Source organism: Afipia sp. OHSU_II-C1, from assembly GCF_000497575.1.
Lineage (GTDB): Bacteria > Pseudomonadota > Alphaproteobacteria > Rhizobiales > Xanthobacteraceae > Afipia.
Genome location: NZ_APJI01000014.1, coordinates 169,865 through 192,537 on the forward strand (window position 1 = coordinate 169,865; position 22,673 = coordinate 192,537).

The 22,673-nt window shown below is 60.7% G+C and carries 22 protein-coding genes; 14 read left to right on the forward strand and 8 right to left on the reverse strand.

Going from position 1 to position 22,673, the window contains the following annotated elements:
* Nucleotides 1–648 carry an alpha/beta hydrolase gene (locus tag I554_RS0116410; protein WP_006020406.1) on the reverse strand — a complete coding sequence of 216 codons (648 nt, stop codon included), beginning with the start codon at nt 646–648 and terminating at the stop codon, nt 1–3.
* Nucleotides 649–889: 241 nt separating this feature from the next.
* On the opposite strand from I554_RS0116410, the gene I554_RS0116415 reads away from it, so the two are divergent.
* The 8 genes from I554_RS0116415 to I554_RS0116450 all read left to right on the forward strand — a co-directional run bounded on the left by I554_RS0116415 (nt 890) and on the right by I554_RS0116450 (nt 8,381).
* Complete coding sequence (locus tag I554_RS0116415) at nt 890–2,053, forward strand: cysteine desulfurase family protein (RefSeq protein ID WP_024577572.1); 1,164 nt, start codon at nt 890–892, stop codon at nt 2,051–2,053.
* Between the two features lie 82 nt (nt 2,054–2,135).
* Nucleotides 2,136–3,614: a Fe-S cluster assembly protein SufB gene (gene sufB, locus I554_RS0116420; RefSeq protein ID WP_024577573.1), complete on the forward strand. Its 1,479-nt coding sequence runs from the start codon at nt 2,136–2,138 to the stop codon at nt 3,612–3,614.
* The gene (gene sufC / locus I554_RS0116425) at nt 3,611–4,369 is read left to right on the forward strand and encodes a Fe-S cluster assembly ATPase SufC (RefSeq protein WP_024577574.1); all 759 of its coding nucleotides are present in this window, start codon (nt 3,611–3,613) and stop codon (nt 4,367–4,369) included. The genes sufB and sufC overlap by 4 nt, the downstream gene beginning before the upstream one ends.
* 11 nt (nt 4,370–4,380) lie before the next feature.
* On the forward strand, nt 4,381–5,706 hold the full coding sequence (gene sufD, locus I554_RS0116430) for a Fe-S cluster assembly protein SufD (protein ID WP_024577575.1): 1,326 nt from the start codon (nt 4,381–4,383) through the stop codon (nt 5,704–5,706).
* A gap of 2 nt (nt 5,707–5,708) precedes the next feature.
* A complete protein-coding gene (locus I554_RS0116435; RefSeq protein WP_024577576.1) occupies nt 5,709–6,950 on the forward strand; it encodes a cysteine desulfurase in 1,242 nt (413 codons plus the stop codon).
* Nucleotides 6,947–7,327 carry an SUF system Fe-S cluster assembly protein gene (locus tag I554_RS0116440; protein ID WP_024577577.1) on the forward strand — a complete coding sequence of 127 codons (381 nt, stop codon included), beginning with the start codon at nt 6,947–6,949 and terminating at the stop codon, nt 7,325–7,327. The genes I554_RS0116435 and I554_RS0116440 overlap by 4 nt, the downstream gene beginning before the upstream one ends.
* A 75-nt stretch (nt 7,328–7,402) precedes the next feature.
* A complete protein-coding gene (locus I554_RS0116445; RefSeq protein ID WP_024577578.1) occupies nt 7,403–7,807 on the forward strand; it encodes an iron-sulfur cluster assembly accessory protein in 405 nt (134 codons plus the stop codon).
* Nucleotides 7,808–7,904: 97 nt separating this feature from the next.
* Nucleotides 7,905–8,381, forward strand: a complete 477-nt coding sequence (locus I554_RS0116450) for a TfoX/Sxy family protein (RefSeq protein ID WP_024577579.1) — start codon at nt 7,905–7,907, stop codon at nt 8,379–8,381.
* Here I554_RS0116450 and I554_RS0116455 read toward each other — a convergent pair.
* Together I554_RS0116455 and I554_RS0116460 are read right to left on the reverse strand one after the other, a co-directional pair.
* Nucleotides 8,378–9,445, reverse strand: coding sequence for a GGDEF domain-containing protein (locus tag I554_RS0116455; RefSeq protein ID WP_024577580.1), 1,068 nt, complete (start codon nt 9,443–9,445; stop codon nt 8,378–8,380). The two genes, I554_RS0116450 and I554_RS0116455, sit on opposite strands and share 4 nt — an antisense overlap.
* Nucleotides 9,446–9,577: 132 nt before the next feature.
* On the reverse strand, nt 9,578–10,990 hold the full coding sequence (locus tag I554_RS0116460; RefSeq protein WP_024577581.1) for a DEAD/DEAH box helicase: 1,413 nt from the start codon (nt 10,988–10,990) through the stop codon (nt 9,578–9,580).
* Between the two features lie 347 nt (nt 10,991–11,337).
* Between I554_RS0116460 and I554_RS0116465 the strand changes: the two genes are divergently transcribed.
* Together I554_RS0116465 and I554_RS0116470 are read left to right on the forward strand one after the other, a co-directional pair.
* Nucleotides 11,338–12,822: a caspase family protein gene (locus I554_RS0116465; RefSeq protein ID WP_024577582.1), complete on the forward strand. Its 1,485-nt coding sequence runs from the start codon at nt 11,338–11,340 to the stop codon at nt 12,820–12,822.
* Nucleotides 12,823–12,835: 13 nt separating this feature from the next.
* Complete coding sequence (locus tag I554_RS0116470) at nt 12,836–14,083, forward strand: FAD-dependent oxidoreductase (protein ID WP_051358565.1); 1,248 nt, start codon at nt 12,836–12,838, stop codon at nt 14,081–14,083.
* A gap of 4 nt (nt 14,084–14,087) precedes the next feature.
* Here I554_RS0116470 and I554_RS0116475 read toward each other — a convergent pair whose 3' ends face one another.
* From I554_RS0116475 to parE, 3 genes are all read right to left on the reverse strand, one after another.
* The gene (locus I554_RS0116475) at nt 14,088–14,855 is read right to left on the reverse strand and encodes a glucose 1-dehydrogenase (protein WP_024577584.1); all 768 of its coding nucleotides are present in this window, start codon (nt 14,853–14,855) and stop codon (nt 14,088–14,090) included.
* 61 nt (nt 14,856–14,916) lie between these two features.
* Complete coding sequence (locus I554_RS0116480; RefSeq protein ID WP_024577585.1) at nt 14,917–15,105, reverse strand: hypothetical protein; 189 nt, start codon at nt 15,103–15,105, stop codon at nt 14,917–14,919.
* 43 nt (nt 15,106–15,148) lie between these two features.
* Nucleotides 15,149–17,200, reverse strand: a complete 2,052-nt coding sequence (gene parE, locus I554_RS0116485) for a DNA topoisomerase IV subunit B (protein ID WP_024577586.1) — start codon at nt 17,198–17,200, stop codon at nt 15,149–15,151.
* A 171-nt stretch (nt 17,201–17,371) separates the two neighbouring features.
* Between parE and I554_RS0116490 the strand changes: the two genes are divergently transcribed.
* From I554_RS0116490 to argC, 4 genes are all read left to right on the forward strand, one after another.
* On the forward strand, nt 17,372–17,890 hold the full coding sequence (locus I554_RS0116490) for a DedA family protein (protein ID WP_024577587.1): 519 nt from the start codon (nt 17,372–17,374) through the stop codon (nt 17,888–17,890).
* A gap of 170 nt (nt 17,891–18,060) precedes the next feature.
* Nucleotides 18,061–19,050 (forward strand): MBL fold metallo-hydrolase, encoded by a 990-nt coding sequence (locus I554_RS0116495; protein WP_024577588.1) that lies wholly within the window; start codon nt 18,061–18,063, stop codon nt 19,048–19,050.
* A 225-nt stretch (nt 19,051–19,275) separates the two neighbouring features.
* Nucleotides 19,276–19,959, forward strand: a complete 684-nt coding sequence (locus I554_RS0116500) for an FMN-binding negative transcriptional regulator (protein ID WP_024577589.1) — start codon at nt 19,276–19,278, stop codon at nt 19,957–19,959.
* The gene (argC, locus tag I554_RS0116505; protein WP_024577590.1) at nt 19,956–21,014 is read left to right on the forward strand and encodes an N-acetyl-gamma-glutamyl-phosphate reductase; all 1,059 of its coding nucleotides are present in this window, start codon (nt 19,956–19,958) and stop codon (nt 21,012–21,014) included. Before I554_RS0116500 ends, argC begins: the two co-directional genes overlap by 4 nt.
* Nucleotides 21,015–21,086: 72 nt before the next feature.
* On the opposite strand, the gene I554_RS0116510 is transcribed toward argC, so the two are convergent.
* Together I554_RS0116510 and I554_RS0116515 are read right to left on the reverse strand one after the other, a co-directional pair.
* Complete coding sequence (locus I554_RS0116510; RefSeq protein ID WP_024577591.1) at nt 21,087–21,485, reverse strand: MAPEG family protein; 399 nt, start codon at nt 21,483–21,485, stop codon at nt 21,087–21,089.
* A 156-nt stretch (nt 21,486–21,641) separates the two neighbouring features.
* Nucleotides 21,642–22,673: alpha/beta fold hydrolase (locus I554_RS0116515; protein ID WP_024578184.1), on the reverse strand; the 1,032-nt coding region annotated here is incomplete at its 5' end.

Sequence of the window (22,673 nt, forward strand, 5' to 3'; positions counted from 1 at the left end):
TCAGCGGACGTTGGCGAGCCGCATGTCGAGATAGGACGTCACCGACTCCATCAGCGGCTCCATCTTGTCGACGAAGAAATGGTTGGCGCCGGGAATGACCTGCTGATCGATCACGATTCCCTTTTGCGTCTTAAGCTTCTCGACCAGCGTCGTGACGTCTTTCGCAGGAGCGACGATGTCCTTGTCGCCATGGACGATCAGCCCGGACGACGGGCAGGGCGCGAGGAACGAGAAGTCGTAGCGATTGGGCTCCGGCGCGATCGAGATGAAGCCTTCGACTTCGGGACGGCGCATCAGAAGCTGCATGCCGATCCAGGCGCCGAACGAGAAGCCGGCAACCCAGCAGGCACGCGCTTCGGGATTGATGGTCTGTGCCCAGTCGAGCGCGGATGCGGCATCCGACAACTCGCCGGTGCCGTGATCGAATTGTCCCTGGCTGCGGCCAACGCCGCGGAAATTGAATCGCAGCACCGAGAACCCGCGCGCTACGAACGCGTAATAGACCTGATACACGATCGGGTGGTTCATATTGCCCTGGAACTGCGGGTGCGGATGCAGCACCATGGCGATCGGCGCGTTCTTCTGCTTCGCCGGGTGGTAGCGGCCTTCAAGACGGCCGGCAGGGCCGGTGAAAATGACCTCAGGCATCAAAGTTCCTTTGAAGCGTCGTTGTGCGGGCCGGCTGGCCTTAAGCAACGATATGTCTCTCGAATGTTGTCAGGGCGCGCGGTACGCGCGATGAACGGCTGCCGCGTTCTAGCATGGGGCAAGGGGCAAAAAGCAAGCATATTGAGCCTGCAGGAACTATCTAGGAGGTCCGGATTGCTGATTATTTTCATGCGATTGTGCGGTAGAGCGCCCTTCGGACCGGACTGGATCGTCAGACGTTATGCGTGATCGCGTCTATCTCGACTGGAATGCCACCACGCCGTTGCGGCCGGAAGCCCGCGCGGCGATGACGGCTGCATTCGACGTCAGCGGCAATCCGTCGTCCGTGCACAGCGAGGGCCGTGCCGCCCGGAAGCTTATCGAGGACGCGCGCGGAGCGGTCGCTGCCGCCGTCGGCGCGGATCTGCGGAATGTTGTCTTCACGTCCGGCGGCACTGAGGCGAACATGCTGGCGCTGACGCCTGGGCTGCGCCGAGGCGGCCGAGGGCCGGTGCAGCGGCTGATTGTCTCGGCCATCGAGCATCCGTCGGTACTCGCGGGAGGACGATTCGCACCCAACGCTATCGGGAGTGCGCCGGTGCTCCCCTCGGGTGTGATCGACCTGGAGAGTCTGGCAGCTTTGCTCGCGAATGGCCCGCCGGCTCTGGTTTCGGTCATGCTGGCGAACAACGAGACCGGGGCGATCCAGCCGGTTCCCCAGGTCGCGGCGCTGGTTCATGAGGCCGGGGGCATCCTGCATGTCGATGCGGTTCAGGCATTTCTAAAAATACCAATCAATATCAAGGCGCTCGGCGTGGATATTCTCACGGTTTCTGCGCACAAGATCGGCGGCCCCAAGGGCGTCGGGGCGGTTGTCGTCGCCGACAGACTGGAAGGATGGAATGCGCTGGTGCGTGGCGGCGGACAGGAGCAGGGCCGCCGGGCCGGAACCGAGAATGTCGCCGGAATAGCGGGCTTTGGAGCTGCCGTCAGAGCCGCAGCCGGTTCCATGGACGTTGACGCGGCGCGCGTGAAAGCCCTTCAGGTGCGCCTTGAAGACGGCCTCAGGGACAATCGGAGCACCGTGATTTTTTCGGACAATGCGCCGAGACTTCCGAATACCACGCTGGTATCGGCCCCCGGGCTGAAAGCTGAAACGGCGGTCATTGGTTTTGATCTCGAGGGCATCGCGGTATCGTCAGGGTCGGCTTGTTCCTCCGGGAAAGTTCAGCCCTCCCACGTTCTCCAGGCGATGAAGGTCGATCCGGCGCTTCTGCGTGGAGCTATTCGCCTCAGCCTGGGCTGGGACAGCACAGAAGCGGACATAGATCGGTGCCTAGAGGCTTGGAGAAAGCTCTCAGGTGTATTAGGTAAAGCTCATGAAATCGGGCTTGAACGGTTCTAACATTCGCGCAGTGCGTGTGTTCAAGCTACATACAACTTAAGCGGTCCACCGCGGTCCTTGAAACCGCGAGCGGAGGATTGAAATGCCGGCCGTACAAGAGACGGTTGATCGGGTTCGCCAGATCGACGTCGACCAATATCGTTATGGATTCGAGACCATCATTGAATCCGAGAAGGCTCCGAAAGGGCTTTCCGAAGACACTGTCCGATTCATCTCCGCCAAGAAGAACGAACCTGCGTGGATGCTCGAGTGGCGTCTGGAGGCGTTCCGACGCTGGCTGACGATGGAAGAACCGACCTGGGCACGCGTCGATTATCCAAAGATCGACTACCAAGATCTCTATTACTATTCCGCGCCGAAGAAGAAGGCGCTGGCCTCGCTCGACGAGGTCGATCCGGAAATTCTGAAGACCTACGAAAAGCTCGGTATTCCGCTGCGCGAGCAGGAAATGCTGGCGGGCGTCGTGCGTCCTGAAGGCGAGCGCCGTGTCGCGGTCGATGCCGTGTTCGATTCGGTGTCTGTCGCGACGACGTTCCAGGCCGAGCTGAAGGCCGCTGGTGTGATCTTCATGCCGATCTCGGAAGCGATCCGCGAACATCCCGATCTGGTAAAGAAGTATCTCGGCACTGTGGTGCCGACCTCCGACAACTATTTCGCGACGCTGAACTCTGCCGTGTTTTCCGACGGCTCGTTCGTTTACGTGCCGCCGGGCGTGAAATGCCCGATGGAGCTGTCGACCTATTTCCGCATCAACGAGCGCAACACCGGCCAGTTCGAGCGTACGCTGATCATCGCCGACAAGGGCGCTTACGTTTCTTACCTCGAGGGCTGCACCGCTCCGCAGCGCGACGAGAACCAGTTGCATGCTGCCGTGGTAGAGCTCGTCACCCATGACGACGCCGAGATCAAATACTCGACGGTGCAGAACTGGTATCCGGGCAACTCGGAAGGCAAGGGCGGCATCTACAACTTCGTCACCAAGCGTGGCGATTGCCGCGGCAAGAACTCCAAGATTTCGTGGACACAGGTCGAAACCGGCTCCGCGATCACCTGGAAGTATCCGAGCTGCATCCTGCGCGGCGACAATTCGCGCGGCGAGTTCTATTCGATCGCGATTTCGAACGGCTTCCAGCAGGTCGATTCCGGCACCAAGATGATCCATCTGGGCAAGAACACGACCAGCCGTATCATCTCGAAGGGCATCGCCGCCGGCGTGTCGCAGAACACCTATCGCGGCCTCGTCACCGCACATCGCAAGGCGACGGGCGCGCGCAACTTCACCGCGTGCGATTCGCTGCTGATCGGCGACAAGTGCGGCGCGCACACCGTGCCGTATATCGAAGCCAAGAACTCGTCGGCGCTGTTCGAGCACGAGGCGACGACGTCGAAGATTTCCGAAGACATGCTGTTCTATTGCGTGCAGCGCGGACTGAGCCAGGAAGAAGCGGTGGCGCTGGTCGTCAACGGCTTCGTCAAGGACGTGTTGCAGCAATTGCCGATGGAATTTGCGGTCGAGGCGCAGAAGCTGATCTCGATCTCGCTGGAAGGAAGTGTTGGATGACCGCGTTACTCGAAGTCAAAGGCCTCAAGGTTCAGGTGGAAGATAACGAGATTCTTCATGGTCTCGACCTCACCGTGAACCCGGGCGAAATTCACGCCATCATGGGCCCGAACGGCTCCGGCAAGTCGACGCTGAGCCATGTCATCGCCGGCAAGCCGGGTTATGACGTGACCGCCGGCGAAATCCTGTTCAAGGGCGAAGACTTGCTTGAGATGGATCCCGACGAGCGCGCCGCCAAGGGCGTGTTCCTCGCGTTCCAGTATCCGGTGGAAATTCCCGGCGTCACCACAATGAATTTCCTGCATACGGCGCTCAATGCGCAGCGCAAGGCGCGCGGCGAGACGGAGCTGATGGCGCCTGAATTTCTCAAAAAGGTTCGCGAGATCGCCAAGTCGCTCAACGTTCCGATCGATATGCTCAAGCGCGGCGTCAACGTCGGCTTCTCCGGCGGTGAGAAGAAGCGCAACGAGGTGCTTCAGATGGCGCTGTTCCAGCCGAGCCTGTGCATCCTCGACGAGATGGATTCGGGGCTCGACATCGACGCGCTGCGTGTCGCCGCTGACGGTGTCAACGCGCTGCGTTCGAAGGATCGCGCGATGGTCGTCATCACCCATTATCAGCGTCTGCTGAATTACATCGTGCCGGATTTCGTCCACGTCATGTCAAAGGGCCGGGTCGTCAAGAGCGGCGGCAAGGAACTGGCGCTGGAGCTGGAGAAGTCTGGCTACGCGCAGTTCGAAGACAAGGCAGCGTGAGCGATCCAATCATGAACGTTGCACTGGTTAAGCCCACGACGGACCATGCGCTTGGCGAGCTGTTCGCCGCGGCGCGGAGCCGTCTGCCCGGGTCGGGCCCGGTTACCGATGTTCGGCAGAGTGCTTTCGACGACTTCGCGCGTCTCGGCTTGCCGCATCGGCGCATCGAGGAATGGAAGTACACGGACCTGCGTGCACTGCTGCGCGAGATCGCGCCGCTGGCACCAGCGCCGGATCAGGCTGATCTCGCGCGTGCGGCCCAAGCGGTGAAGTCGCTCGGCATCGACAGCACCCAGAAGCTTGTGCTGGTTGATGGCGTGTTCGCGCCGCAGTTGTCGGACGTGACGGCGCTGGAAGCGGGTGTCCACCTGCGAACGCTGCGTGAAGTTCTGGAAGACGGCGGCAACAAGGTCCGTGCCGATCTGCTGCAAACCAGTGTCGCGTCGGATGCGATGATTTCGCTGAATGCCGCGCTCGCGACGGATGGCGTCGTGATCGATGTCGCCGAAGGCGCTGCGCTCGCAAAACCGATTCATATCGTTCATGTGGCCACCGACTCGGGCACGTCGCTTGTCACGCGTTCGCTGCTCAAGGTCGGGAAGGGTGCAAGCGTGACGTTCGTCGAGAGCTTCGTCGCCGCGGAAGGCGCGAAGTCCTATCAGACGCACGATTCCGTCGTCATCTGGATCGGTGACGAGGCTGAGCTTCAGCATGTCCGGCTGATGGAGGATGCGCTCGATGCCGCCAACATCTCGACCGGCATCTTCACGATTGGCGCCAAGGCCAAGCTCAATACATTCAATCTGACCAATGGCGGCAACGTCAGCCGCTATCAGGGCTTCATCACATTCGCCGGCGAAGGCAGCGAACTGACCACCAACGGTGTCAATCTGCTCGGCGCGCGCCGGCATGGCGATACTACGCTCGTGGTTGATCACGCGGTGCCGCATTGCTCCAGTCGCGAAGTGTTCCGCTCGGTACTGGACGATCATGCACATTCGGTGTTCCAGGGCCGCATCATCGTGCGTCCCGACGCGCAGAAGACCGACGGCAAGATGATGACCCGTGCGCTACTGCTGTCGGACGAAGCAGAAGCGGACAACAAGCCCGAGCTCGAAATCTTCGCGGATGACGTGACCTGCGGTCACGGCGCCACGACCGGTGCGCTCGATGAAAGCCTGCTGTTCTATCTCCGCGCGCGCGGCTTGCCCGAGAAGGAAGCGCAGGCGCTTCTGATCGCTGCGTTTGTCGGCGAGGCCATCGAGTCCATCGCCGACGATAACCTTCGCGACTTTGCAGTCGCCGCTGCCGAGCGATGGCTGGCGACGCGAGGCTGATCATGCATCCGGCAGTTGCCAACGGCTCATATGATGTCGAGCGTGTCCGCCAGGATTTCCCGGCGCTTGCGCTGAAGGTTTACGGCAAGCCGCTGGTTTATCTCGACAACGCGGCTTCGGCGCAGAAGCCGACGGCGGTTCTCGATCGCATGACCGAGGCGTACAAGTCCGAATACGCCAACGTTCATCGCGGCCTGCATTATCTTGCCAACGCTGCGACGGACGCCTATGAGGGCGGCCGCACCAAGGTGGCGCAGTTCCTGAACGCGAAGCGCAACGAAGAAATCATCTTCACACGCAATGCCACCGAGGCGATCAATCTTGTCGCGTCGTCGTGGGGCGAGCCGAACATCAAGGCCGGCGACGAGATCGTGCTCTCGATCATGGAGCATCACTCCAACATCGTGCCGTGGCATTTCCTGCGCGAGCGCCATGGCGCAGTAATCAAGTGGGCGCCGGTCGATGACGAGGGCAACTTCCTGATCGACGAGTTCGAGAAGCTGCTCACGCCCAAGACCAAGCTGGTCGCGATCACGCAGATGTCGAATGCGCTCGGGACTGTTGTTCCGGTCAAAGACGTCGTGAAGCTCGCGCATGCGCGGGGCATTCCGGTGCTGGTGGACGGCAGTCAGGGCGCGGTTCATCTGAACATCGATGTGCAGGACATCGATTGCGATTTCTACGTCTTCACTGGCCACAAGCTCTACGGTCCGACCGGGATCGGCGTATTGTACGCGAAATACGATCATCTGGTCGCGATGCGCCCCTACAATGGCGGCGGCGAGATGATCCGCGAGGTCGCCAAGGACTGGGTGACCTATGGCGATCCGCCGCACAAGTTCGAGGCGGGCACCCCGGCCATCGTCGAGTCAATCGGGCTCGGTGCGGCCATCGACTACGTGAATTCGATCGGCAAGGATCGTATCGCCAGGCATGAGCATGACTTGCTGGCCTATGCCACCGACCGGCTGCGCGAGATCAATTCGGTGCGCATCATCGGCACGGCAAAGGGGAAGGGACCTGTTATCTCTTTCGAAATGAAGGGCGCGCACCCACATGATGTGGCGACGGTCATAGACCGGGGCGGCATTGCTGTGCGGGCAGGCACCCATTGCGTCATGCCCCTTCTGGAGCGATTCAATGTGACGGCAACGTGCCGTGCCTCATTTGGCATGTATAATACGCGCGCTGAAGTCGACCAGCTGGCACAGGCGCTCATCAAGGCGCGGGAGCTATTCGCATGAACGACACCGTCCAGGCCGCTGAACCGGCCGGTTTGAAATTTGACACCCAGTCGGCGCTTCCGCCTGAGGAAACCGAGCGTCTCGGGACGGATATCGTGGCCGCGCTGAAGACGGTTTTCGATCCGGAAATCCCGGCGGACATTTATGAACTCGGTCTGATCTACAAGGTCGACATCAAGGACGACCGCTCCGTGGATGTGCAGATGACGCTGACGACGCCGAACTGTCCCGCCGCCGGCGAGCTGCCGACCATGGTTGAGAACGCGGTTGCCAGCGTTGCTGGTGTGGGCCCCGTTAGCGTCAACGTGGTTTGGGAGCCCACCTGGACCCCCGACCGGATGTCCGACGAGGCCCGCCTCGTCCTCAACATGTGGTGAGTTGAGACGACTCAGTTAGCTTCAGTATCTATCTGCATTTCAGGGCGGCCTTGAACCGCCACGAGGAATGAACAAATGACCGGTATGACGCCAAATGCTCCCGCGCCCTCCAAGCCCGCTGTGCGCCCCCGTCCGCAGGTGATGCGTCTGACGGAAGCGGCTGCGTCGCGCGTCAAGGAACTGTCTGCGCGTGCGGACTCCGAGATCGTCGGCCTTCGTGTCGGCATCAAGAACGGCGGCTGTGCCGGCCAGTCCTACACTGTCGAGTATGCCCACGAGGTCCGTCCGACCGACGAGGTCGTGGAAGACAAGGGCGTGAAGGTTCTGGTCGATCCGAAGGCCGTGCTGTTTTTGCTCGGCACGGAGATGGACTACAAGGCCGACAAGATGCAGGCGCAGTTCATCTTCAACAATCCCAATCAGGTCAGCGCCTGCGGCTGCGGCGAGTCGGTCCAGTTGACCCCGGCCAAAGTCGGCTAATTCACTCGGTCCGGCTTTTTAGTTTTCGCGTATTCTGGTCGCAAAACCGATACCACCCTCGGGTCGAGCCCGAGGGCAAGCTTTTGCGGAAGACGCGATGGATCGCGATTATCTCATCGATCTTTTCTCTGAGTTCGGGCCCGTTGTCCTGCGCAGGATGTTCAGCGGCTACGGCATCGTCGCTGACGGTGTGAACTTCGCCATGGCGCTTCGCGCCGGCATCATCTTCAGGGTCGACGAGCAGACAGTCGCGCGTTACGAGGCCGAAGGCGCAAAGCCATTCCAGTATGAAACCCGGAACAAGACGGTCGTCGTGAAATCCTACCGGCATCTGCCGGAGCGGCTTTACGATGATCCCGAGGAACTGGCGGTCTGGGCCCGCGAGGCTGTCGGGGCAGCGAAGCGCGCTGCTGCCAGGAAAGTTGGTGTGAAGAAGCGCTCAGGCCAGCGGAAAGCTCCGTCCAAGGCTGCCCCTCGGAAACCGAAGACAGTCAGAAAATCAAAATCGCCCGCAGTGAAGAAAGCTGCGGGCCGCAAAACGAACTCGAAACGGTCGTCCGTGAAAAAGCGCTAGGCGACCTGAATACGGTCGACCGGCGAGAATTCGGGATCGGCCTCGCAAATGACGCGGTTGCGGCCATTGCGTTTGGCTGCGTAGAGGCAGGCGTCCGCGCGCTCGATCAGCCGCTCGCGATCGTCGCCGGGCTGAAGCATCGATACGCCAACCGAGATCGTCACGCGGCCGAGGATTTCGCCCGTCGACTTCTTCTTCAGTTGCTTGGACATGACGGCACGGCGGATGTTGTCGGCAACTGTCAGAGCCTGACGCAAAGCGGTGTTGGGCAGCACCACGGCAAATTCCTCGCCGCCATAACGTGCGGTGATGTCCTGGCCCTTGGTGGTTTGTTTCAGCGACATCGCGACGAGGCGCAGCACCTGGTCACCGGTGAGATGGCCATAATTGTCGTTGAACGATTTGAAATGGTCGATGTCCAGCATCAGCAGGGACAACGGCTCGCCGCTTTCGGCCGCGTGCGCTACGGCGCCTTCTAAGGCGCGGTCGAAGAACTTGCGGTTTCCCAGCGAGGTGAGGGGGTCGGTCAGGCTCTCGGTGCGGATGGCTTCGAGGCTGTGCTGGAGGCTGCTGATCTGCTGCTTGGACGTTGCGAGACGCGCTTCCAGAGCTTTATTGGTTTCCTGCATCTCCCGGGTCGATGCCACGAGCGCTTCGACCACGATCTTGACCTGTTCGCGATCCCGGGCGCTGGATAGCTTCTGGGTTGCGCCTTCGAGGCTTCGTCCGAATGTCGAGGTCATTCCCAGTGCGTCCGTGATGAGATTCATCACGTCGTCGATTTCGTTGATGACGCGTGTTCCGACCGTGTCGATCCGCTCGGTGGTCCGGTTCTGGGAAAGGTAGGTTTCGTAGATCTGCTCGAGATCGGCTTCGGTCAGTTTGCCGTTGCGCGACAGCGTCTCGTTGATGATCTTGTTGAGGGCGGAATTGTAACCAGTCGCGTAGATGTACCAAATCTCGTAGTTGCGAGGCACCGCGTTCTGGCGCAGGGATCTAATCTGGCCCAAAGCAACTTCAGCGAACGCCATGGTGCGTTCATATTCTTCCAACAGGCCAATCACGTTCCGTGCCCTTCAAGGCAAGCTTCTGCCCGCCCTTTAACGAAATGGCTAAAAGTATTGGAGGCACGTTAAGGGACGAGAATGAATGACCCGTAAACGGTTCCAATCCGCAGACGGGTCAATTGGTTGTGGTCAGCCGCGGGCGCGAATGGGCCGCAGGAGGAACGCGGGCAGATGTGAATGGTCCGCCGGCTCGGCATGCTGTTCCCGGGCTGCTGCCGCAGGCATCGCGCGTCCAATGGATGGGGCCTGGGCCGGCTTTTCGGCGGCATGGGGCTTGCGATCGGCGCCGTCAGGCTTCCGGGACTTGTTGCGGCCGCCACGGCTTCGCTGTGAGTCGCGGCGCGGCTTGCGATCGTCGGGCGCACGTTCGGTCTGCTGTTCGCGGACGGGCGATGTCGCGGCTTCGGTGCTTGGAACGGGGGCAACATCGGCACGAGCGATGGGCTGGCCGATCAGTTTCTCAATCGCGGCGACGGACTTCTGGTCCGCCGGGCTGACGATCGAAATCGCGGTCCCGAGGCGTCCGGCGCGGCCGGTGCGGCCGATGCGATGAACGTAGTCGTCCGGATGATGGGGAACGTCGAAATTGAAGACGTGGCTGACTTCGGGAATATCAAGACCGCGGGCGGCGACATCGGAGGCCACCAGCAAGGGAAGTTCGCCCTTGCGGAACTGGTCGAGTGAGGCTGTTCGCGCCGACTGATCCATATCGCCGTGAAGGGCGCCGACGCTGAAACCATGCTTCTGGAGGGATTTGTAAACCACCGCCACGTCGCGCTTGCGGTTACAGAAGATGATCGCGTTCTTGAGGTCCTTGGCGTCGCGCAGCAACTGCCGGAGCATTTCGCGCTTTTCGTGCGGTTCGCGGCCCACGCCGACCTGCGATTGAGTCACGGTGATCGCGGTGGAGGCGGGTTTGGAGACTTCTACCTTCTCGGGATTGTGAAGGAAAGTCTCGGTGATGCGCCGGATTTCCGGCGGCATGGTCGCCGTGAAGAACAGGGTCTGCCGGGTGAACGGGACCAGCTTGCAGATACGTTCGATGTCGGGAATGAAGCCCATGTCGAGCATGCGGTCGGCTTCGTCGATCACCAGCAGTTCGACGCCGGTGAGAAGCAGGCCACCGCGCTCGGTGTGATCCAGCAGGCGGCCGGGTGTGGCGATCAGCACGTCGACGCCGCGCATCAGCTTGGTGTCCTGGTCGCCGAACGAGACGCCACCGATCAGCAGCGCGACATTCAGTTTCTGGCCGGCGCCGTACTTGTCGAAATTTTCCTTCACCTGCGCCGCGAGTTCGCGGGTCGGTTCAAGAATCAGGGTGCGCGGCATGCGAGCCCGTGCGCGGCCTTTTTCGAGCAGCGTCAGCATCGGGAGCACAAAAGCGGCAGTCTTGCCGGTGCCGGTCTGGGCGATGCCGAGCACGTCGCGCCGGGCGAGAACGTGGGGGATCGCTTTTTCCTGAATGGGGGTAGGGGTCGTATAACCGGTGGCCGCAACAGCAGCGAGAACCTTGTCGGACAGGCCGAGATTGGAAAAGGACATTGAGCCTCGAGTCGAAATCGCCGTTCGGACTCTGGAAATTTCTGTCGCGCCTCACCCCGGAACGGCACGCTTTAAGGGCACGGGGAGGGAGATATTTGCCGACAGGCGGCTGGCCAGGAAACCACGTCTCGATTCTGACCGCGTTGCAGCGGAACATAGGCCTGAAACGGTGAAAGTCAATGAATTTAGGGGCAAAAACCGCGAAAAACCTTAATCCGACAACAAGTTGAAGGGTTTCGGAGGCCTGGAATCGGGCCATATGAACCGCCTTCTTATAGCAGGCGACTATGACATACTAACCGCCGGAACCGGGCCCTTGCCCGTGGGGCGGCCAAGGGACAGGGACCATGACCAGCCATCGGATTTGGAGACTGCTGATCGGCCTCGTCGCGCTGACGGCGGCGTTTATTGCCCCTGCTCATGCCGAAAAGAGGGTGGCGCTGGTCATCGGCAACAACGACTACCGCAACGTGCCCCGGCTGCAGAAAGCGGTGAACGATGCGCGCACCATGAGCGATGCGCTCAAGCAGCTCGGTTTCAACGTGCTGTTCGCCGAAAACCAGACCCGGCAGGCTTTCAGCGAAACGATGCTGGCGTTCGACAAGGTTGTCGAACCCGGAGACACCGCATTCTTTTTCTTCGCGGGGCACGGCTTCGAAATCAACGGTCAGAACTATCTGCTGCCGACCGACATTGCTGCGGTCACGCAGGGGCAGGAAGAACTGATCCGCGACGGTGCGTTCGCAGCCGAGCGGGTGATCTCGCGTCTTCAGGCGCGTGGCGCACGCACGTCGATCTTCGTGTTCGACGCCTGCCGCAACAATCCTTTTGAGGCGACAGGCACGCGTGCGCTCGGCGGGAGCGGAGGACTCGCTCCGATTTCACCGCCGGAAGGCGTGTTCGTGATCTTCTCGGCGGGTGCCAAGCAGACTGCGCTTGATCGTCTGAACGATAACGATCCGAATCCGAACTCGGTTTTTACCCGCAGCTTTGTGCGCGAATTGGCGCAGCCCGGACTCAATCTGGTGCAGATCGCCAAACGGACGCAGTCCGATGTACGTCAGATGACGGCGGCAGCAAGCCGGATGCAGACCCCAGCCTACTACGATCAGATCGTCGGTGATTTCATCCTGAGGCCAGCCAAGGACAGCGAACGTGCCATCGCAGTCGAGGCGCAAACACAGGTCGCGGCGCTGCCGGTACAGCCGACGCCTCCGGTTGCGATCGACAACGGCAATGCCCCGATTGCGAGTTTCATGCGCCACAATGGCGGATGGTCGATTGCATTCTCCATTGCCGATCCGACGCTGGCGACTTCCTGGCGGTTAGGCGAGAGCGGCGAATTCAAGGAGACGGGGTTCACCGACGCGCTCGATCCGCGAACCCGGCGCCGCATGCCGAATACCTCGATCGAACTGCCGAACGATGCTCCGGCTGCGACGATTCAGGTCCGTTACGTCGATCCGACCGGTCAGATGCAGGGACCTTTCCCAATCAAGTTCGATCCCGAGGCCGCGTTGATCGCGAGCCATCGAAAGCTGCTGGACATGACATCGAATAGCTGGCTCGCGTTCGGCGGCTACAGCGGACCGCTGGTCTATTACTCGCAGATTTTATCGTATCGCTGCGCGATCCGCGAAATGCGCATCGGCATCGACACGACGGTGCCGAACCAGGTGGTCAAAATTCCGCCGTGCAATCCCAGGGACCCGTCGGCGATCCCTGAAAACGCCGCGTCGTATATGAAGATTCCAGCGTCGACGCGATCCGTCTCGGTCGAATTGACCTATCAGGACGGCAGCCTCTCGGAGATCAAGAACTTCCGGCGGTAAGAAGGGAACGTCGATGTCCTTCGAAAGCGCGAGCGGACCCGCCAGAAGGTTTCTGACGGTACAGTGCTGCATCGTCGGAGGAGGTCCGGCAGGGATGATGCTGGGCTATCTGCTGGGCCGTGCAGGAATCAAGACCGTGGTTCTTGAAAAGCACGCCGACTTCTTCCGCGACTTTCGCGGTGACACGGTTCATCCCTCGACATTGCAGGTGATGCAGGAGCTCGGGCTCCTGGACGATTTCCTGAAGATTCCGCATCAGCAACTCGCGTACATGCAAGGCATGTTCGGGAAAATTCCGATCCAGATTGCAGACCTGACGCGGCTGGACACCGCGTGCCCTTTCATTGCGCTGATGCCGCAGTGGGACTTCCTCAATTTTCTCGAAACCAAGGGCGCGCGTTTCCCGTCGCTTCAAGTCCTGAAAGATACCGAGGCGATTGAATTGGTCAGGGACGGCTCGCGCATGACCGGCGTCATTGCCAAGGTCCCGGACGGAACGCTTCAGATTTCGGCCGATCTCACTGTCGCATGCGATGGCCGGCATTCGATCATCCGCGAGCAGGCCGGGCTCAAGGTGGAAAATATCGGCGCGCCGATCGATGTGCTCTGGTTTCGCGTGGGAAAATCGAAGGCCGATAGCGACGGCATTTTTGCGCGGTTGCAGCGCGGCCAGATGATCGTGACGATCGACCGCGACGACTACTGGCAGTGCGCTTACGTGATCTCAAAAGGCAAAATCGACGACATCAAGACGCGTGGGCTCGATGCGTTCCGCGACAATGTGGCGTCTCTTGCGCCTATTCTGCGATCGCGGATCGGCGACGTCCGGAACTGGGACGACGTGAAACTGCTGACGGTTCGGATCGACCGGCTGACGCGCTGGGCATTGCCCGGCCTGCTTTGTATTGGCGACGCTGCGCATGCGATGTCACCCGTCGGTGGCGTTGGCGTCAATCTCGCGGTGCAGGACGCGGTTGCCGCGGCAAATCTTCTGTTCGACAGATTTGGCAAGAGTGGCGGGCCTTCGCTCGCAGACCTTGAACAGGTTCAGCGACGCCGCCTGTTTCCCGCGCGAATGACGCAGACCATGCAGACGGTCATTCAGGACAACGTCATCAACCGGGCGCTGTCGGGCGAGGACTTGAAGCCGCCGTTTGTCGCCGGGCTGATCACGGCAATGCCATGGTTGCAGGGGCTGACAGCGCGATTACTTGGGATTGGCATTCGCCCTGAACATGTGCATTCGCCCGAAGCGATGTGATCAGTCACTGGACTGAATAGCCACCGTCCACCGGAATCGCGGTGCCCGTGACGAAATCGGACGCGGGCGAAGCGAGAAAGACCGCCGCTCCGGCGAGATCGTCGATGTTGCCCCAGCGTTTCGCGGGCGTTCGGTTCAGCACATTCTCGTTGAGCCCCGAAACCTGCGCGCGCGCAGTTCGGGTGAGGGCGGTGTCGATCCAGCCGGGCAGAATGGCGTTGGCCTGAATATTGTCGGCGGCCCACGACAACGCGATCGATTTGGTGAACTGCACGATGCCGCCTTTGCTCGCGGCATAGGCGGGCGCGTAAGCTGCGCCGAAGATCGATGTCATGGAGCCGATGTTGATGATCTTCCCGCCGCCGGCCTGCTTCATCGCCGGATAGACGGCCTTCGCGCAAATGAATGCGCTCGTGAGGTTGGTGTTCATCACGGTTTGCCAGTCGTCCAGACTGAGAGCGTGGGCTGGTTGGCGGACACTCATGCCGGCGTTGTTGATCAGGATGTCGATCCGCCCCATTTGCGCGAGCGTGGCTTCAACCATGGCCCCGACGGATGCGATGTCGGTCACGTCGACGGAGACTGCCAGCGCGCTGGCGCCAAGCGCCTCGATGTCGCGCACGGCTTCCTCGGATTTGTCCTTGTTGCGTCCGGCGATAACGATGCCTGCGCCAGCACGGGCGAGGCCTCGCGCCATCCCGAGGCCGATGCCGCCATTGCCGCCGGTGACGATGGCAATCTTACCGGTGAGGTCGAAGGGGGATTTTTGCATAGTGTCTCCGCTGCGGGTCTTCGTCGCTTGCGGAGATCAAATCATACCAAACTGATGTCGCCTAGCGGCGTTGCGAAATCACAATCATCAGCAATCCGGCGAGGCCAAGCGCGGCGCCATAGTAAGCCCATTGCATCTGGCTGACCATGAAACTGGACCGCGGCCAGTTCACGTAACCCGTGCCTTGGCCGATCCAGAGCAGTCCGGTGACAAGCGCCAGCGTTCCGACGATGAGGAATAGCGTTTTCATATGAACACTACGCCTTCGCGCCGGATTGGTTGCACTGGCGGGCTTACACGTCCAGCAGGTCCTCGCTGGCGAACTCGGCCTTGTCGGAAATGAAGGCGAAGCGGGCTTCGGCCTTGGTGCCCATCAGGCGCTCGACGGAATCGGCGGTGCCTTCACGATCGTCCGGCAGCAGCACGACACGCAACATGGTGCGCTTGGTGGGGTCCATCGTGGTTTCCTTCAACTGCGCCGGCATCATCTCGCCGAGGCCTTTGAAGCGTCCGATGTCGACCTTTGCGTTGGCGTGGAATTCCTTTTTCAGGAGTTCATCACGATGCGCTTCGTCGCGTGCGTACACCGTCTTGGACCCGTGGGTGAGGCGATAGAGCGGCGGCACGGCGAGATAGAGATGGCCTTCGTCGATCAGGCGCGGCATCTGCCGATAGAAGAACGTGATGAGCAGCGAGGCGATGTGCGCACCGTCCACGTCCGCGTCGGTCATGATGATGATGCGCGAGTAGCGCAAATCCTCTTCGCGATATTGCGCGCCGATGCCCGCTCCGATCGCCTGAATGAGATCGGCGAGCTGGGCATTGGCGGTGAGCTTGTCCTTGGTCGCGGACGCGACGTTGAGGATCTTTCCACGCAGCGGCAGGATCGCCTGCGTCTTGCGGTCGCGCGCCTGCTTGGCGCTGCCGCCTGCGGAGTCGCCTTCCACGATGAAGAGTTCGGAGCCTTCGGTCGCACTGTTGGTGCAGTCGGCGAGCTTGCCCGGCAATCGCAGTTTCTTCACCGCGGTCTTGCGCGAGGTTTCCTTCTCGGCGCGTCGGCGCAGCCGCTCGTCGGCGCGCTCCACCACGAATTCGAGCAGCTTGTTGGCCTGCAACGGATTGCCCGTCAGCCAGTGATCGAACGGGTCCTTGATGGCCTGTTCGACGATCTTCTGGGCCTCGGCGGTTGCCAGACGGTCCTTGGTCTGGCCCTGGAATTCAGGCTCGCGGACGAATACCGACAGCATCGCAGCGGCGCCGACCATGACGTCCTCGGACGTAATGGAAGACGCTTTCTTACCCTGGCCGATACGCTCGGCGTAGTCCTTCAGGCCGCGCAGCAGCGCGCTGCGGAAGCCCGCTTCATGCGTGCCGCCGTCGGGCGTCGGAACCGTGTTGGTGTAGGACGACAGAAATCCGTCAGCATCGGCCGTCCAGGCGACGGCCCATTCGCAGGCGCCATGAGCGCCGTTGCGGCCGGACTTGCCGGAGAAAATATCGGGGTGCACCAGTGTGTCGGCATGGATCGCTGCCGCCAGATAGTCCTTCAGGCCGCCAGGGAAATGGAAGGTGTCTTCCTCAGGAACATCATCGACGCCCTTGAGCAATTCCTTGTCACAGCGCCAGCGGATTTCGACACCGCCGAACAGGTACGCCTTTGAGCGCGCCATCTTGAACAGGCGCTGCGGCTTGAACACGGCTTTGGCGCCGAAAATATCCGTATCGGGTTTGAAGCGGATGCTGGTGCCGCGGCGGTTGTTGACCTTGCCGAGTTCTTCGAGCTTGCCCTTCGGCTTTCCGCGCTCGAACGTCATCCTGTAGAGCTTCTGGTTGCGCGCGACCTCGACCACGAGCTGCGAGGAGAGGGCGTTCACCACGGACACGCCGACGCCGTGCAGGCCGCCAGACGTCTCATAGACCTTGGAGTCGAACTTGCCGCCGGCATGCAGCGTGCACATGATAATTTCGAGAGCGGACTTTTTCGGAAACTTCGGGTGCGGGTCGACTGGAATGCCGCGTCCGTTGTCGACGACGGTGAGATATCCGTCAGCGCCGAGATGCACTTCAATGAAAGTCGCGTGGCCGGCCAGCGCTTCGTCCATCGAGTTGTCGATGACTTCGGCGAACAGGTGATGCAGCGCTTTCTCGTCGGTGCCGCCGATATACATGCCGGGACGGCGGCGGACGGGCTCAAGGCCCTCAAGAACTTCAATGTCGCGCGCGGTATACCCGGCCTCGGCACCTGACGGCTTGGCCGCAGCCTTCGCCGGCGCGCCCGGCTTCTTACCTGAAGAGGCGAACAGGTCCGCGTCTGTTTTCTCTTTTTTATTCAGTGATTTAGCCATGCTTCTTAAGTCTTGATATATCGTGATCGGGGAGCGAATCGTTGGCTGTTACTATGCCACGGTTAGGGCGGCAAATGTGACGCAGGCGGTTCCCAAACATGGCAGCTGCCGCCGTGGTATTCGAAATGAGGGGGAACCGGCAGATTCGATAAGCCGGATTTGGGATTTCGCATGACGTTCGAGGAAATGACCCGCGGGCTCGCTGAGTTTGTCCGCGACCATCAGATGTGGGCAATGCCCATTGTCTTCGGGCTCGCCTTTGCGGAGTCGCTGGCCTTTCTCTCGCTCATCATTCCGGCGTGGGGCGCGTTGGTTTCCATCGGTGCGCTGATCGGTGTCAGCGGAATCAATTTCTGGCCGATCTGGATCGCTGCGGGACTCGGCGCGGCATGCGGCGATTGGCTGTCGTACTGGATTGGAGTGAGATTCCACGACCGCATTGCCCACATGTGGCCGATGTCGAGCTTTCCCGACATGCTGCCGCGCGCGGAACGCTTCATGAAAAAATGGGGCGTGCTCGGTATTTTCATCGGCCGTTTTTCCGGACCTCTGCGCGCAACCGTTCCCCTGGTCGCGGGCGTTGTGGAAATGGAATACTGGCATTTCCAGTTCGCGAATTTTACTTCGGCGTTCGTGTGGTCCGGTCTTTTGATGGCGCCCGGAATCATGGGCGTCAAAATGCTCATGTGACAGCGCATTTCAAAACTATTCGTGATCGGGAATAGCTGTCGCGGACCGGTGTTAAATTGACGCGCCGGTTGTCGTGTGTGGGTGTGCTGCGAATGATTTGCAACAGGGCGGCACGCTAACGACCGCGAAAAACAGCAGCATTCTGAATTTCATCAATCGGGAGAAACACGATGGATCTGACACGACGTCACGCACTGGCTGGCGCTGCTGCTCTCACTGCGGCTCCGCTGTTATCCTCCAATCCCGCGAAGGCCGCAGCACCGGTTGCCGGCAAGCAGAACGCTAGCTTCTACCGCTACAAGGTTGGCGACGCCGAAGTGACGGTGGTTTCTGATGGGGCCCTCACATTTCCGCTCGCTGACAACTTTGTGACGAACGCAAAGAAAGAGGAGGTGAATGCCTCGCTCGAAAAAGCATTTCGCCCTCGCGACTCCGTCACGGTCTATTTCGGACCACTCGTGATCAATACGGGCGGCAAGCTGGTGGTTATCGATACAGGCAACGGACCTGCTGCGTTCGCAAGCAGCAAGGGCTCCGCCGGCCAGTTCGCCAGCAACCTTGCGGCCGCCGGGATCGATTCCAAGGCCATCGACATGGTGGTGATTTCGCATTTCCATGGCGACCATGTGAACGGATTGCTCACCGCCGACGGCCAGCCGGCGTTTCCGAATGCCGAAGTGCTCGTGCCGTCTGTCGAGTGGAAGTTCTGGATGGACGACGGCGAGATGAGCCGCGCGCCGGCGGGCCGCATGGAAGGCCTGTTCAAGAACAACCGGCGTGTGTTCGAGGCCGGGCTGAAGAAGAAGGTCACGCCCTATGAGTGGGGCAAGGATGTCGCGCCCGGCCTGCTCGCAGTCGAGACCATCGGCCACACGCCGGGTCACACGTCGTATGTGCTGTCTTCCGGCGCGGACAAGGTGTTCATCCAGTCGGACGTCACCAACAATCCCGACCTGTTCGTGCGTAATCCGGGCTGGCAGGCATCGTTCGACCAGGATGGGCCCCAGGCCGAAGCCACCCGGCGCAAGGTCTATGACATGCTCGCGGCGGAACGGATGCGAGTGCAGGGCTTCCACTATCCGTTTCCGGGGCTCGCCAACATCGAGAAGGACGGCTCCGGCTATCGCTGGGTACCCGCCCCGTGGAATCCGTCGATCTGACGGCAGATATTTCCTTGACGGAGAATGGGCGCGGACCTATATCCGCGCCCATGATTTTGAACACAACCATCATCGCTGCCCGCCGCCGCCGCATTCTCGCGGTATGGGCGGTTGATTGCGTTTAAGATCACCCCTCGTGCCGCCGGAGACGGTCCGCGGCACGCTTTGCTCCCCAAACACGCGGTTTTGATCTCAGGCGGCTCCTCGCAGAAGCAGGAGTTTGCAATGTATGTTCCACCCGCCTTTCGAGTTGACCGCGCTGCCTGCCTCGCGTTCGCTGCCGCACGCGGGTTCGGATTGGCCTGCGCTCACGACGGCCGGAAGCCGCTCGCGTCGCCGGTGCCGTTCCATATCGAGTATGGCAGCGACGGTACGCCGCTGGTCTGCTTTCATCTCGCCCGCCACAACCCGCTGATCGGTCTCGCCGATGGCGTGACGCCGTGGCTGTTCGCCGTGAGCGATGCAGATGCCTATGTGTCGCCAGACTGGTACGTTTCACCCGATCAGGTGCCGACATGGCTCTATGAAGCGGTTCATATGACAGGTCCGGTGCGGGTAATGACGGGACAGCAGCTGCCCGATCATCTGAGCCAGGCCAGTGCCCGGTTCGAAAATGATCTTGCGCCGAAGCGGCCGTGGACCATGGACAAGATGTCGGCGGGACGGCGCGAGGCCATGATGAAAGCGATCGTGGGGTTGGTTATGGCGGTCGAAAATGTCGAGGGCAGTTTCAAACTGAACCAGCATAAATCGGATGCCGACCATGTTGCGGTGACACGCGCTTTGGCCTTACAGAAGTCGGCGAGCGCGCAGAAACTGTCGGCTGCGATGCGTGCCATGCGCCCGCAGGCTTTTGCCTCCATCGAAGACGAAACGTTGAGCACTGTGCACGAAGGGATCGCGCCATGAGCACGAAGAAGAAGATCGGCATCCTTGGCGCCTCCGGATACACCGGGGCAGAACTCGTGCGGCTGCTGCTGCGTCATCCCCGCGTGGAGATCGCGGTCCTGACGGCCGACCGGCGCGCCGGGCAGATGATGGGCGACGTGTTTCCGCAATTCGCGCCATATGATCTGCCGCGGCTGGTGACAATCGATGAGGTCGATTGGGCCAAGGCCGGACTTGATCTGGTTTTCTGTGCGTTGCCGCACGCCACCACGCAGAAGGTGTTGAAGGACGTCTTCGCGAAGGCGCCGGATATCAAGATCGTCGATCTGTCGGCGGACTTCCGGCTGGAAGATCCGGCCGCTTATGCCAAGTGGTACGGTCACGAGCATCACGCGCTCGAACTTCAGAAGGAAGCCGTCTACGGGCTTGTCGAAGTCTACCGGCGTGACATCAAGAAGGCGCGCCTGGTCGCCAATCCCGGCTGTTACACGACCTGCGCCCAGTTGCCGTTGATCCCGCTGCTGAAAGCCAAGGCGATCGAGCCGGACGAAATTGTCATCGATGCCAAATCCGGAATGACCGGAGCGGGGCGCTCGGCGAAGGAAGAGATGCTGTTCTCGGAGGTCTCCGAAGGCTTCAACGCCTATGGCGTCGGCCAGCATCGGCACATGGCGGAACTCGATCAGGAGTTCTCGAAAGCCGCAGGCAAGGATGTCGTGGTGTCATTCACGCCGCACCTTCTTCCGATGAACCGCGGCATCTTCTCGACCATCTATGTGCGGGGACGGCGGGGCAAGATCGCGCAGGACCTTCACGAGATTCTGGTGAACCAGTACGAGAAGGAGCCGTTCGTTCACGTTTTGCCGTTCGGCAAGACCCCGCATTCGCGGCATGTGCGTGGCTCGAACATGACCTTCATCGGCGTGGCGGCGGATCGGATCGCGGGACGGGCGATCATTGTCTCGACGCTCGACAACCTCACCAAGGGCGCGTCGGGGCAGGCCGTGCAGAACATGAATCTGGTGCTTGGTTTTCCGGAGACCGCGGGCATCGACCAGCCACCGATGTTTCCGTGAGACGTTGCACACGAACAAAGAAAAGAGGGACGGCTTATCGCCGTCCCTTTTTTGTCCGATGTATGTGTGCGATCAGAGGATCTTGAAGATCGCCAGCGCGAGAACGGCCTGCGCGAAAAAGCCGATCAGGAATGTCAGTGTGCGCAGAACAGGTACGCCGAGCGTGTACACGATGAGATGGGCGACGCGCGACCAGAAGTAGACGGCGCACGCAAGCACGGTCCATTTGCTCGAATAATCGATAGCATTGAGGATCAGGACCAGCGGGGCGAACACCACGAGGTTCTCGACGGCATTGTCGTGTGCAAAGAGCAGACGGTTCGCCCATTCGGCGAGCGGCTTGTCGTTGCGCGACGGATTGGCCATTGCGCCGCCGAGGCCGCGGACCTGGCAGCGGTTGAGAACGTAGGGCACCCACAGCAGGCCGGTGAAAATAACGGTCAGCGTCAGCCAGAACAGTTCACGTGTCATCGACGTTTGTCCTTCCAATCTTGCAAGACCTGCCCGGAGGCGGGTGGAAATGCATTCATCGTCCCGTCATGGTACGGGACGAGTCGACGAAGCAAATAACGTGTGAAGTCATAGACGATTGGCGATGCGAGGCCAACGCCGCGGCAGACGTTATGCTCAGGCGCGGACCCGGACATAACTTCCCGGTGCGTCTTCAATGGCTTCCAGAGGTCCGCTGCCAGGAATGCGGGCGGGCACCTGCTCGGCATCGATCGTTTCGAGCCACGAGCGCCAGTCCGGCCACCACGATCCCTTGTGCTCCTGTGCATCCTTGAGCCAGTCGGCGAGGGTGATGTCGCCAATGCGGTCATTGGTCCAGTACTGGTACTTGCCCAGTTCCGGCGGGTTGACCACGCCCGCGATATGACCTGAGCCGGCGAGGACGTATTTGACCGGGCCGCCAAAGAATTGCGAGCCGTAAAGCACGGACTCGGCCGGCGCGATGTGATCTTCCTTGGTGGCGAGATTGTAGACAGGCACCTTCACCTTGGAGAGATCGAGCTGGGTATTGTCGATCGCCATCGTGCCGGTGGACAGCCGGTTTTCGAGATAGCAGTTGCGCAGATAGAACGAATGGTTCGCCGCCGGCATGCGGGTGGCATCCGAATTCCAGTGCAGCAGATCGAAGGCGGCGGGCTCCTTGCCCTTCAGATAATTGCTGACCACGTACGACCAGATCAGATCGTTCGAACGAAGCATGTTGAAGGCCATCGCCATCTTGCTGCCTTCGAGCACGCCAGCTCTGTTCATGTCGCGTTCGAGATTTGAAATCTGGCTCTCGTCGACAAACACCAGCAAATCGCCAGCATGGGTGAAATCGACCTGCGCGGCCAGGAAGGTGGCCGAGGTCACGCGCACCTGACGCTTTTCCGCAAGCCATGCCAGTGTCGTCGCGAGCAGCGTCCCGCCGACGCAGTAGCCCATGGTGTGGACACGCATTTCGCCGGTGGCCTTCTCGATGACGTCCATCGCCGTCAGCGGGCCTTCGCGCATGTAGTCTTCGAAGGTCTTGCCGCCGAGCTTCTTGTCGGGGTTGACCCACGAGATCAGGAACACCGTGATGCCCTGATTGACGCACCACTGAACGAACGACTTCTCGCGATTCAGGTCGAGAATGTAGTGCATAAAACCCGATGAAATCTCGCGTGC